Origin of the sequence: Solimonas marina (genome assembly GCF_012241385.1) — a bacterium.
In the GTDB taxonomy this organism is placed as follows: Bacteria; Pseudomonadota; Gammaproteobacteria; order Nevskiales; family Nevskiaceae; genus Solimonas; species Solimonas marina.
The window spans coordinates 468,719-480,858 of sequence record NZ_JAAVXB010000001.1; the positions used below are offsets into that span (position 1 = coordinate 468,719).

General features: G+C 66.1%; 8 protein-coding genes. 6 read left to right on the plus strand and 2 right to left on the minus strand.

From position 1 onward, the window contains the following. Positions 1–43 precede the first annotated feature (43 nt). Entirely contained in the window at positions 44–3,820 is a 3,777-nt protein-coding gene (gene metH / locus G7Y82_RS02005) for a methionine synthase (protein ID WP_168146316.1), read from the minus strand. Between the two features lie 335 nt (positions 3,821–4,155). Here metH and G7Y82_RS02010 point away from each other — a divergent pair, with 335 nt between their 5' ends. The 5 genes from G7Y82_RS02010 (at position 4,156) to G7Y82_RS02030 (ending at position 7,734) form a co-directional block, all read left to right on the plus strand. Then, positions 4,156–5,331, plus strand: coding sequence for an alkane 1-monooxygenase (locus G7Y82_RS02010; RefSeq protein WP_168146317.1), 1,176 nt, complete (start codon positions 4,156–4,158; stop codon positions 5,329–5,331). A gap of 95 nt (positions 5,332–5,426) precedes the next feature. Then, positions 5,427–5,600, plus strand: a complete 174-nt coding sequence (locus G7Y82_RS02015) for a rubredoxin (RefSeq protein WP_168146318.1) — start codon at positions 5,427–5,429, stop codon at positions 5,598–5,600. A gap of 9 nt (positions 5,601–5,609) precedes the next feature. Further along, positions 5,610–5,921, plus strand: a complete 312-nt coding sequence (gene ppnP, locus G7Y82_RS02020) for a pyrimidine/purine nucleoside phosphorylase (RefSeq protein ID WP_168146319.1) — start codon at positions 5,610–5,612, stop codon at positions 5,919–5,921. Between the two features lie 27 nt (positions 5,922–5,948). Further along, positions 5,949–7,283, plus strand: coding sequence for a chloride channel protein (locus G7Y82_RS02025; protein WP_168146320.1), 1,335 nt, complete (start codon positions 5,949–5,951; stop codon positions 7,281–7,283). A gap of 91 nt (positions 7,284–7,374) precedes the next feature. After that, complete coding sequence (locus tag G7Y82_RS02030; RefSeq protein ID WP_168146321.1) at positions 7,375–7,734, plus strand: BON domain-containing protein; 360 nt, start codon at positions 7,375–7,377, stop codon at positions 7,732–7,734. A 162-nt stretch (positions 7,735–7,896) separates the two neighbouring features. Here G7Y82_RS02030 and G7Y82_RS02035 read toward each other — a convergent pair whose 3' ends face one another. Next, positions 7,897–10,941 carry a PKD domain-containing protein gene (locus tag G7Y82_RS02035; protein WP_168146322.1) on the minus strand — a complete coding sequence of 1,015 codons (3,045 nt, stop codon included), beginning with the start codon at positions 10,939–10,941 and terminating at the stop codon, positions 7,897–7,899. Between the two features lie 393 nt (positions 10,942–11,334). On the opposite strand from G7Y82_RS02035, the gene G7Y82_RS02040 reads away from it, so the two are divergent. Further along, positions 11,335–12,102: an SDR family oxidoreductase gene (locus tag G7Y82_RS02040; RefSeq protein WP_168146323.1), complete on the plus strand. Its 768-nt coding sequence runs from the start codon at positions 11,335–11,337 to the stop codon at positions 12,100–12,102. Positions 12,103–12,140 lie beyond the last annotated feature (38 nt).

The following is a 12,140-nucleotide window of genomic DNA, read 5'->3' on the forward strand; positions in this document are numbered from 1 at the left end:
ACGTCAGGGAAAACGGATGCCGATCGTAGCGGGCCGCCCGGCGTCAGTCTTCGGGTTCGTAGCCGAGGTTGGGGGCCAGCCATTTCTCCGCCTGCGCGAGCGTCCAGTCCTTGCGCCGAGCATAGTCGGCGACCTGCTCCTGGTTGATGCGGCCGGCGACGAAGTACTGCGCCTGCGGGTGCGAAAAATACCAGCCGGAAACAGCCGCGCCGGGCCACATCGCCATCGACTCGGTCAGCGTAATGCCGGTGTTGCGCTCGGCGTCGAGCAGCTGCCACAGCGTCTGCTTCTCGGTGTGCTCGGGGCAGGCCGGATAACCCGGTGCAGGCCGAATGCCGACATAGGACTCGTCGATCAGCGCCTTGTTGTCGAGGCGCTCATCGGCGGCATAGCCCCAGAATTCCTTGCGCACGCGCTCGTGGAGGCGCTCGGCGAATGCCTCGGCCAGACGGTCGGCCAGCGCTTCGAGCAGGATCGCACTGTAGTCGTCGTTGGCGCGGCGGAAGGCTTCGACGCGCTCGCTGGCGCCGAGGCCGGTGGTCACCGCAAAGCCGCCGACGTAGTCGTGCAGGCCGGTCGCAGCCGGCGCCACGTAGTCGGCCAGGCAGCGGTGCGGCACGCCGGGGCGATGTTCGCTCTGCTGGCGAATGTGGTGCAGGCGCGTGACCTCGTGCGTGTAGGTCTCGTCGCTGTAGACGGCGATGTCGTCATCGCCGACCTGGCGCGCCGGGAACAGACCGATGACGCCGTTGGCGCGCAACCACTTCTCGTCGATGATGCGGTCGAGCATCTGCTGCGCGTCTTCCCACAGCTTGCGCGCGGCCTCGGACGTCGCCGGGTTGTTGAGCAGGTCGGGGAAACGCCCCTTCAGTTCCCAGGCGATGAAGAACGGCTGCCAGTCGATGTACTCGCGCAGTTCGGCCAACGAGTAGTCGTGCAGGGTCTTCACGAACTGCGTCGCCATGTGATGGTGATGGTCGCAGGCGTCACCTTCGCAGACGTCGCGCGCCTGCTGCAACAGCATGCGCGGCCGCGGCGGGCGATAGCCGGACCAGTCGATCGGCGTGCGGTTATCGCGCGCCGCGGCCAGGCTGACGAACTTCTCCTGGCGGTCCTTGTTGGCGTGACGCTCGCGAATCTGGTCGTAGTCGGCCTTGGTATCGGCGAGCAGCTTGGGCTTGAGCTCGGCCGACAGCAGGCTGGCGGCGATCGGCACCGAGCGCGAGGCATCCTTCACCCAGATCACCGGCCCGTGGTAGGCCGGGTCGACCTTGACCGCGGTGTGCGCGCGCGAGGTCGTGGCGCCGCCGATCAACAGCGGGATGTCGAAGCCCTGACGCTGCATTTCCTTGGCCAGCGTCACCATCTCGTCGAGTGACGGCGTGATCAGGCCGGACAGGCCGATGATGTCGGCCTGGTGCTCGCGCGCAGCGTCGAGAATCTTCTGCGGCGGCACCATCACGCCGAGATCGAAGACCTCGTAGTTGTTGCACTGCAGGACCACGCCGACGATGTTCTTGCCGATGTCGTGCACGTCGCCCTTGACCGTCGCCATGACGATGCGGCCGTTCGATTTCTGCACTTCGTCCGGGTCTTTTTCCGCCTCGATAAAGGGGATCAGATAGGCGACCGCTTTCTTCATCACGCGCGCCGATTTGACCACCTGCGGCAGGAACATCTTGCCGGCGCCGAACAGATCGCCGACCACGTTCATGCCGTCCATCAGCGGCCCTTCGATGACCTCGATCGGTCGCTTGCCGTCGGCAGCGAGCTGCGCGCGCAACGCTTCGACGTCGGCTTCGACAAACGCGTCGATGCCCTTGACCAGCGCATGCGTGATGCGCTCGCGCAGCGGCATTTCGCGCCAGCCGTCGCTTTCCGCCTCCCGCCTCCCGCCTCCCGCCTCACGGAACCGCTCGGCGATTTCGAGCAGGCGCTCGGTGCCGTCGGCGCGGCGGTTGAGCACCACATCCTCGATGCGCTCGCGCAGCTCGGCGTCGATGTCCTCGTAGACCGGCAGCACGCCGGCATTGACGATGCCCATGTCCATGCCGGCGCGGATCGCGTGGTAGAGGAACACCGAGTGGATGGCCTCACGCACGAAGTTGTTGCCGCGGAACGAGAACGAGACGTTCGACACGCCACCGGAGACCTTGGCGTGCGGCAGGTTCTGCTTGATCCAGCGCGTCGCCTCGATGAAGTCGACGCCGTAGTTGTTGTGCGCCTCGATGCCGGTCGCCACGGCAAAGATGTTCGGGTCGAAGATGATGTCCTCGGCCGGAAAGCCGACCTGCTCGGTCAGCACCTTGTACGCACGCGCGCAAATTTCCTGGCGCCGCGCCAACGTATCAGCCTGGCCCTGTTCGTCGAAGGCCATCACCACCGCCGCGGCGCCGTACTGCATGCAGCGCCTGGCGTGCTCGATGAACGGCGCTTCACCTTCCTTCATCGAGATCGAGTTGACGATGGGCTTGCCCTGCACGCACTTGAGGCCGGCTTCGATGACCTCCCACTTCGACGAGTCGATCATGATCGGCACGCGCGAGATATCCGGCTCCGAGGCGATCAGGTTGAGGAAGGTGCGCATCGCCTCGACGCCGTCGAGCATGCCCTCGTCCATGTTGACGTCGATGATCTGCGCGCCGGCTTCGACCTGCTGACGCGCGATCGCCAGCGCTTCGGCGTAGTCGCCGGCCTTGATCAGGTTGCGGAACTTGGCCGAGCCGGTGACGTTGGTGCGCTCGCCGACGTTGCAGAAGTTGATCGCGCGCGTCAGGTTCAGCGGCTCGAGGCCCGCAAGACGCGCGATCGGTTCAGCCGGCGGCGGCGTACGCGGCGTGACGCCGGACACGGCGCCGGCGATCGCGGCGATGTGCGGCGGCGTCGTACCGCAGCAACCGCCGACGATGTTGACGAGGCCGGCTTGGGCGAATTCGCCGACGATGGCCGCCGTGTCTTCCGGGCGCTCGTCGTATTCGCCAAACGCGTTCGGCAGTCCGGCATTCGGATAGCAAGAAATGAAGGTATCGGCGAGACCGGACAGCTCGGCGATGTACGGCCGCATGTCCTTGCCGCCGAGCGCACAGTTGAAGCCGATCGCCAGCGGCTGCGCGTGACGCAGCGAGTTCCAGAACGCCTCGGTGACCTGACCGGACAGCGTGCGCCCGGACGCATCGGTGATGGTGCCGGAGATGACGATCGGCCAGCGCCGACCGCGCTCGTCGAACAGCTGCTGGCAGGCGAAGATCGCCGCCTTGGCGTTGAGCGTGTCGAAGATGGTCTCGATCAGCAGCAGATCGACACCGCCGTCGGCCAGGCCGCGCGCCTGTTCCAGATACGCGGCGACCAGCTCGTCGTAACTGACATTGCGCTTGCCGGGATCGTTGACGTCCGGCGAGATACTGGCGGTGCGGTTGGTCGGGCCCAGCGCACCGGCGACGAAGCGCGGCCGCTCCGGCGTCGTCGCCGCGTCGGCAGCCTGCCGCGCCAGCGTCGCCGCCGCCACATTCATTTCATAGCTCAGCGCCTCCATGCCGTAGTCGGCCATCGAGATGCGCTGCGCATTGAAGGTATTGGTCTCGATGATGTCGGCGCCGGCCGCGAGGTACTTGCCGTGAATCTCGCGAATGATGTCCGGCTGCGTCAGCACCAGCAGGTCGTTATTGCCCTTGAGATCGCTGGTCCAGTCGGCGAAGCGCTCACCGCGGTAGTGCGTCTCCTCGAGCTTGTAGCCCTGGATCATCGTGCCCATCGCACCATCGAGCACGAGGATGCGGCGGCGCAGTTCGGCGGCGAGACGGGCGGCGGAGTCGGCGGACATGGTCGGCGGCGGCGGGGAAAAGCGGGCGCAAAGTATATCTGCATATGCGGATTGACGGATTTTTGCCGTTCATCCGTTCGTCGCTGCCTCACGTCCCCCATTCGACCCGCGGCTGTCGGGGCAACGCTACCTTGTGCTCGTCGGCCAGCTTACCCAAGCGCACCGATTCCCCCAACTCGGAATCCCCAACCTTCCGGGTTTCTGAGGACCAGAGTTCTCTGGTCCTATTTTTTTGCCCGTTTGACCGTTCGTCGGTTGCCCGCTTGCGTTTAATTAAACGGTCGGATAATTTCATTGCACAATGTCATCCAGAACCGGATGCGGAGGAGAGTGCGATGAATACGACGGTCATGGCGCCGGCATGGCGCGACAACAAGCGATATCTGTGGCCGCTCGGAGGCCTGATCATGCTGCTGGTGCCGATCGCCGGCGTGATCTACGGCGCCACCGGCTGGGGCTGGGCCTGGTGGCTGGGCCCCATCGTCGTCTACGGCCTGATCCCGCTCGCCGATCTGCTGATCGGCACCGACACCAACAACCCGCCGGAAGAGCGCGTGCCGTCGCTGGAACAGGAGCGCTACTACCGCTGGGCCGTCTACTTCGCGGTCGCCTGTGAATACGTGTCGGTGATCTGGGGCGCGTGGATGGCGGCCGACGGCCACCTGCCGTGGTACGACGTGCTCGGTCTGGCGCTGACCATCGCGATGGTCACCGGCGTGTCGATCAATACCGGCCACGAGCTCGGCCACAAGACCGACAAGCTCGAACAATGGCTGGCGAAGATCGCACTGGCGCCGACCGCCTACGGCCACTTCTTCGTTGAACACAATCGCGGCCACCATGTGCGCGTGGCGACGCCGGAAGATCCAGCCAGCTCGCGTTTCGGCGAGAGCTTCTGGGCGTTCCTGCCGCGAACCATGATCGGCAGCCTGAAGTCGTCCTGGGAGATCGAGGCCGCCCGCCTGCGCCGCAATGGCAAGCCGGTCTGGTCCATCCACAACAACAACCTCAATGCCTGGGCGATGACGGTGGTGCTGTTCGGCGGCCTGGCGCTGTGGCTGGGCTGGCAGGTGCTGCCGTTCCTGCTGCTGCAGGCCTTCGTCGGTGCGTCGCTACTGGAAGTGGTCAACTATCTCGAGCACTACGGCCTGTGCCGCGAGAAGCGCGCCGACGGCAAGTACGAGCGCTGCCAGCCGCGCCATTCGTGGAACAGCAACCACATCGTCACCAATGTGTTCCTGTACCAACTGCAACGGCACTCGGACCATCACGCCAATCCGACGCGGTCTTATCAGTCGTTGCGCCACTTCGACGAAGCCCCGCAGCTGCCGACCGGCTACGCCGGCATGATCCTGCTCGCCTACATGACGCCGCTGTGGTTTAAAATCATGAATCCCCGGGTCGTCGCGCATTACGGCGGCGACATGAGCCGGGCCAATATCAAACCGTCGATCCGCAAGTCGGTGATCGAACGGTATGCGCCGCAGCGTCGCGGCGAGGCTGCGCAATAGCGCGCACTCCGGGCAAAACCCATCATCGATGGCGGCGCATCGGCTAAGATGCGCCGCTTTTTTTATTTGCGAACCGTTTGAGCAAGCGAGGATTTATGCCGTTCAAAAAATGGCGCTGCGTGATTTGCGACTGGGTCTACGACGAAGAACAGGGCGCCCCGGACGACGGCATTGCGCCCGGCACGCGCTGGGAAGATGTCCCGGCCGACTGGAGCTGCCCGGATTGCGGCGCTTCGAAGGCCGACTTCGACATGGTCGAGGCGGACTAAGACGCGCACATGTCCCAGTTCGATCAGGTTTCCGTCGTCAAGAAAGGCAACGTCTATTTCGACGGCAAGTGCGTCAGCCACACCGTGCTGATGGCCGATGGCACGCGCAAATCGCTTGGCGTGATCCTGCCGTCGACGCTGAACTTCGGCACCGGCGCGCCGGAGATGATGGAACTGCTGGAAGGCCGTTGCCGCGTACGCCTGAAAGGCGCCGATCACTGGACCGAATACCGGGGCGGCGAATCGTTCTCCGCACCCGGCGACTCATCGTTCGACATTGAAACGCTCGAAACCCTGCATTACGTCTGCCACTTCGGTTGATCGCCGGCCGGCAATGGAACCGCGGCCATGAATAAAGCGTGGCTGGCGGAACTGTCGGCAAAAATCCGGCTGCGGCGCTTCCAGATCGGGCGCCTGTGGCTGCGCTGGCGCCCGCGCGTCCGCTGGTGGACGGCGGCCGGCGGCATCGGCCTGGTTGCGGCGCTGTTCGCGCGCGGCGCCGAATGGGCCTACAGCCACGTCATCGCCTGGACCAGCGCGCTGCCGGAAATCTCCCTGCTGCTGGCGCCGGTCGGCATTACCGCCATCGTCTGGCTGACCCGCCGCTATGTGCCGATGGCCGCCGGCAGCGGCATTCCGCAGGTGCTGGTGGTGCTGCATCACGCCGACGACAAGATGCGCGAGCGCATGCTGGCACTGCACGTCGGCCTGCTCAAGCCGCTGCTGACCATCGTCGGCCTGATGTGCGGAGCATCGGTCGGCCGCGAGGGGCCGACCGTACAGATTGGCGCGGCGATCGCCAATTTCGTCGGCCGCCGCCATTCGGCACGCGTACAGCGCGCGCTGATCCTGTCCGGCGGCGCGGCCGGTATTGCCGCGGCGTTCAACACGCCGATCGCCGGCATTCTGTTCGCAATCGAGGAACTGTCGTCCAGCCTCGAGGAAAAATCGAGCGGCACGCTGTTGCTGCTGGTCATCATTGCCGCTGCAGCGGCAATCGCCGTGCTCGGTGACCGCGTCTATCTCGGCATCGTCGACACCAATCTCGAACACTTCACGCAGTGGCGTGCGGTGATCATCTGCGGCCTGGCCGGGGGTCTGGCCGGGGGTCTGTTCAGCCGCACGCTGCACGCCGGCACACGCACCGCGGCGTTCTATCTGCGCTCGCGCGGCGGCCTGCGCTGGCCGCTGGTCTGCGGCGTGCTGGTCGCGCTGATCGGCATCATCAGCCACGGCACGACCTACGGCAGCGGCTATGCCGAAACGCGCGCATTGCTCGATGACCATGACGCGATGACGATGTGGTTCCCGCTGCTGAAAGCGGGCGCCACGTGGCTGTCGTACGTCAGCGGCATTCCCGGCGGCATCTTCTCGCCGTCGCTGGCGATTGGTGCCGGCCTGGGCGCCGACATCGCGCATTTCATCGATTTCGCACCGGCCACCGCGGTGATCCTGCTGACGATGGGCGCCTACTTCGCCGGCGCCACGCAGGCACCGCTGACCGCGGCGGTGATCGTCGCCGAAATGACGCTCGGCCAGAAGATGATCCTGCCGCTGATGGGCGCCGCGCTGATCGGCGGTGGTACGGCGCGCCTGGTCTGGCGCGACTCGCTGTACCGTGCGCTGATGCGCGATCTGCTGCCGCCGCCGGCACCGGTGACAACGCCCGAAACCCCGCGCTGAGGCGCCGGGCGGCGCATCCGCAACGCGACGCCGTTCGTATCCAGTCTTACCCCTCATGCACGTCATTCGGCGTGCCACCCGGAGTAAGGCAATGAAATCGACTCAATACAAGCACCTGGCCCTCGGTGCCGGCATCGCCGGCGCCATGTTCATGGGCACTGCGGCGGCGGCGATGCCGGCCGCGCAAGCCGAAGTGATGGTCCATCCCGGCACCGTTTACACGCATCCCGCGCACGTCAGTGACGCAGACCTGGCGATCACCCGCCAATTGGTCAGCGTGCTCGCCCATGACCACCGTATCGGCATGGAAAACATCGGGGTCCGCACCGTCAACGGCGTCGTCCACCTGAGCGGCCGCGTCAGCCAACCGACGGCCATCTACCGCGCGGTGGAACTGGCGCGTCAGATCGTCGGGGTCCGCGCCGTCGACGATCACGGCCTCGACACCTGATCGGCTGAACGCCGCACACGCCGCCGAGGACGGTGCAAATAAAAAGGGTCGCCGAGCAACGGCGACCCTTACCCCCACGCCTACCGTCCCCCGACGGCAGCTCCCCCCATCACCGACCCGACCGCTCCCCCGATCGGGTCGGCGCCCCAATCCCGCGGCCGATCAGTTCGTGCGGCGACGACGGCGGAGCAGCGCGACGCCGAGCAGCGGCAGCAACTGCGCCCAGCTCAGCGCGCCGGCGTTACCGCCGTTGACACTGCTGCCGGTGCCGGCCGTGTCGCTGCCACCGTCGGCGCCGCTGCCACCGCCGGTGCCCGTGCCGCTGTCGCCGAGCACCTCGGCCTTGGCGGCGACCTTGGACGTGGTGCCGGCGCTGTCGGTCACCGTCAGCGACGGCTGATAGGTGCCCGGCGTGGTGTAGACATGCGTGACCACGGAGCGGCTGCCGCTGATCGGCGTCGATCCGTCGCCGAAGTCGAAGGTGTAGGTCGTGATGGACTCACCGTCAGCCGGCGTCGAGCGCGAGCCGTCCAGCGTCACCGTCAGCGGCGCCGGACCACGCGCGTTGTCGAGCACCAGCTGCGCGATCGCATGGTCGGAGCCGGTCACGGTCACGGTGGTGGTCGGCTGCATCTCGATCGGCGCCGAGACCGCCGAAGCGCCGCCATCGTCGGTGACGATGACATAGGCCTCGAAGCTGCCGGCCGCCTCGTAGGTGTACGACACCGTGGCCGCCGACTGCGCTGCCGATTGCGCGCCGTCGCCGTAGACGAAGGTGTAGCGGCACGCGCCGCTGCAGCCGCTGCTGGCGCCAGCGTCGAAGGTCACCGTCAGCGGAATGTCGCCGGTGGTGCGATCGACCGATAGCTGTGCGTCGATCGTGCCGGGCTCACCGCTGCCATCGGCGGTGACGCTGATGGTGCGCTGCGCGCTGTCGCTGCCGCCACGACCGTCGCTGACGCCGAGCGTCACCGTGTAGCTGCCGACGCTGTCGTAGACGTGTGACGCCGTAGCGCTGCTACCGCTGGTCGTGGTGCCGTCGCCGAAGTCGAAGACGTACTGCAGTGCGTCACCGTCGGGATCGGCCGACGCGCTCGCATCGAAGCTCGCCGCCGCACCGACCGCAATGCTGGCCGGGCCGTCGATGGCCGCCGACGGCGCACGATTGACCGAGGTTTCGCAGGCGTCGCCGATGCCGTTGTCGTCGGCGTCGCCCTGGCCCGGGTTGGCCACGTTCGGGCAGTTGTCGAGACCGTCGACGATGCCGTCGCCATCCGTGTCGGTCGGCTCGCCGCCCTCATCGTTGGCAGCCGGCGTACCGACGCTGTTGGCGCAGAACATGAACGGATCTTGGTCCGGCACCGTGCCGGTCTGATCGCCGCCGAACAGGTCCGGCAGGAACGGCGCGATTTGATCCCAGTACAGCTTGCGCTCTTCGATGATGAGCGTCTGGAAATCGCAGTACCCGGTGTCCTTGTCGTTGACGTTGAGCGCCAACTCGAGATGCGACAAGGCCTTTTCGACGACCGCCTTGCTGTCGGTCGCGGTCAGATCGCCCCAGCCAATCTGCAGCCACGGCGCCAGCGCGTTGATCGGCAGGCCGCCGAGGTCGAAAACGCCAGCGACCGGATCGTACTCGTCGGCACCCGGAATCCACGCGGCCTGTTCCAGCGCGCGGCGCAGGAACCAGTTGGTGATGTGATAACCCTTGCCGACCACCATCGTCGGCACGCCGTCGACCGTCTGCACGCCGCCCTGATGGCCGACCAAGCGGCGCGCCTTGAGCAACACCGCCGACGCGACGCCGGCCGAACGCGGCGTCGAGAAGCTGGTACCGGCGACACCGGTGTCGATCTCGGATTCGCAGTCCATGCAGTACGGAATGTCCTGCGTGAAGTCGGACACGAAGTCAGGGAACACGCCGGAGATCAGCGTGTCGCCTTCCGACGAGCCTTCTTCGATACCGCCGACACCGATGCTCCACCACGGGCCGGCACCGGCACGCAGCGGCGTCAGGCCCGGCGCGTTGCCGCCGGAGCTGAAGTGCAGCTTGCCCTGCTCGACAACGCCCTTGTAGGTGTCGTGAAACGCGCGCGTTTCCGGTAGCGGGAAGCCGGTGTACGGAATCGACACGCCGTAGCTGGTGGTGACGATGTCGACTTCCGGATTGAGGAACGCGGCGTCGTGGGCATCGTCGTTGCCGAGATTGCCTTCCGTTTCGAGGAAGAACAGCACGGCCTCGGGATTGGCGTTGATGACCGACGACGATGTGCCGACACCGTGCGAGCTTTTGGCGATATCCGGCACCAACGGCGCCAGGCCTTCGCCCGCGTAGGACGCGGCGATGATGTTGGTACCGACGAAGTGATACCGCTCGCCCGGCTGCACGCGGTCCCAGAACGCCTGGTCGGCAGCAATGTCGGCGGCGATGTCGCCGGTGCGCGTCAGCTTGACGACGTTCTCCGGCTTCACGCCGAACGCCGCCAGCACCTCCTTGGTCACCGCCGACGGATAACGATCGCCGTACAGCGGACCGCCGTGGTAGTAGTTGTCGTGATACGGGTTGATGCCGGAGTCGATGTCAGCCACGACCACCCGCGGCGCCCCCGGCGCCGACGGTACGTCGTCGTACGGATCGCCGCTGTCGCCACCGGTATCGCTGGTGCCGCCGGTCGTACCGCCGCCCGTATCACCGCCGGGCACCAGCAATTCGATCGTGCCGGTATAGCTGTTGAGGTAGGCGCTGACCGGCACCACGTGCACTTCGAGGCTGCCGGCCGCGGGCACCAGGTCGATGGTCTCGACGCCATTGCTGGTCGTACTCGAGCCGACCACCGAACCGCTGCTATCGACGACATACAGATCATAGTCGTCGGTCGTGTATTCCCAGTTGAGCTTGATGCGCAGCAGTACGTCCGGGTGGCTGGTCGCATAGTCCGCCGGCAGATCGACCGTCAGCGTGTAGCTGTCGCACTCGATCGTCGAGGTCGGGCACGGATCGTTGCCGGTCACGCCGAGCGGATTGAACGCCACCGTGGTCGTCCCCGAAAACGTCTGCAGCGTCTCGTCGGTCGACACCGTGCCGGATGCTGGCGTCGTCGCACTGGCCAGCGCCTGGCCGGCGCCGAGCAACAAGGCTGCGCCCAACACATGGCGCAAACCGCCCGTACGGCAGGCACGAAGGCCCGTCGCCTTGAAGATGAGCATTTTTGTCCCCCTGAGACAAAACATGGGAAGCGACAAAAGCGCTTCCAAATTTCACGATTTCGACGATCCCCCGAGGTCCGCCGACCGTGCATTCACTTTAGACATGAACGGATTTCGGGCGTTACGGGGCGAACCCCCAGCGCTTTGCGGCGATATTTCTTGTTCGGAAATGAGGAGTTTTCCCCACACAAACCGGCTTTCTGACCGAAAAATGACGTCTCAATATCGGCGTGCTTTCGGGTTTCGAAAAAACAGGCCAGAAAGCGGAAAAATAACGTCATTGCACGCTGCGTCCGCACGCCACGAGCGCCGATCCGAGCAGTAGGAAATCTGACCTAAAGGCGCAGCCGGCGAGCCTGCAGCGATGGATGCGTCCCGTTACGCTTCACGGATATGGACGTTTCCAGCTCCCCTTTTGCGCTGCGCGGTCGCGTGGCGCTGGTGACCGGCGCCAGCCGCGGCCTCGGCTTCGAGATGGCCAAAGGTCTCGCGCATGCCGGCGCCACCGTGCTCGTCCACGGCCGCGACCCGACGACCCTGGCGGCCGTGGTCGACGCGATCCGCGACGGCGGCGGCCAGGCTCACGCGCTGAGCTTCGATCTCGGCGATGGCGCGGCGATGGCGACAGCGATCGACGCCGCCGTACGGCAGTTCGAACGTATCGACATCCTCGTCAACAACGCCGGCACCCGCGATCGCCGCAGCCTCGCCGAACTCGACCGCGCCGCGGTCGCGCGCCTGTTGGAGATCGACTTGTTAGCCCCGTTCCAGCTCGCCCGGCATGTCGCGGCGCAGATGCCGGCCGGCGGCCGCATCATCAATATCTCGTCAATCGCCGGCCAGATCTCGCGCGCCGCCGACCCGGCCTACGGCACCGCCAAGGGCGGCCTCGAAGCGATGACGCGGGCGATGGCCGCCGAACTCGGCGCACGCGCGATCACCGTCAACGCCGTGGCGCCGGGCTTTTTCGCGACCGATGCCAACGGCCCGCTGGTCGACGATCCCGAGATCGGCGCCTGGCTCGCACAGCGCACGTCGCTGGGCCGCTGGGGGCAACCCGAGGAAATCGCCGGCGCCGTGGTGTTTCTCGCCTCGCCGGCAGCATCCTTCATCACCGGCCACACCCTGGTCGTCGACGGCGGCCACATTACGCATTTCTGAGTGCACGAAATGAAAAGCCCCGCTCGCGGCGGGGCTTT

What these genes read in the sequence shown, in the direction of transcription:
- metH (WP_168146316.1), bottom strand. Translation starts at nt 3,820, where the DNA reads ATGTCCGCCGACTCCGCCGCCCGTCTCGCCGCCGAACTGCGCCGCCGC.
- G7Y82_RS02025 (WP_168146320.1), top strand. Translation starts at nt 5,949, where the DNA reads ATGAATAAAGCGTGGCTGGCGGAACTGTCGGCAAAAATCCGGCTGCGG.
- G7Y82_RS02030 (WP_168146321.1), top strand. Translation starts at nt 7,375, where the DNA reads ATGAAATCGACTCAATACAAGCACCTGGCCCTCGGTGCCGGCATCGCC.
- G7Y82_RS02010 (WP_168146317.1), top strand. Translation starts at nt 4,156, where the DNA reads ATGAATACGACGGTCATGGCGCCGGCATGGCGCGACAACAAGCGATAT.
- G7Y82_RS02040 (WP_168146323.1), top strand. Translation starts at nt 11,335, where the DNA reads ATGGACGTTTCCAGCTCCCCTTTTGCGCTGCGCGGTCGCGTGGCGCTG.
- ppnP (WP_168146319.1), top strand. Translation starts at nt 5,610, where the DNA reads ATGTCCCAGTTCGATCAGGTTTCCGTCGTCAAGAAAGGCAACGTCTAT.
- G7Y82_RS02035 (WP_168146322.1), bottom strand. Translation starts at nt 10,941, where the DNA reads ATGCTCATCTTCAAGGCGACGGGCCTTCGTGCCTGCCGTACGGGCGGT.
- G7Y82_RS02015 (WP_168146318.1), top strand. Translation starts at nt 5,427, where the DNA reads ATGCCGTTCAAAAAATGGCGCTGCGTGATTTGCGACTGGGTCTACGAC.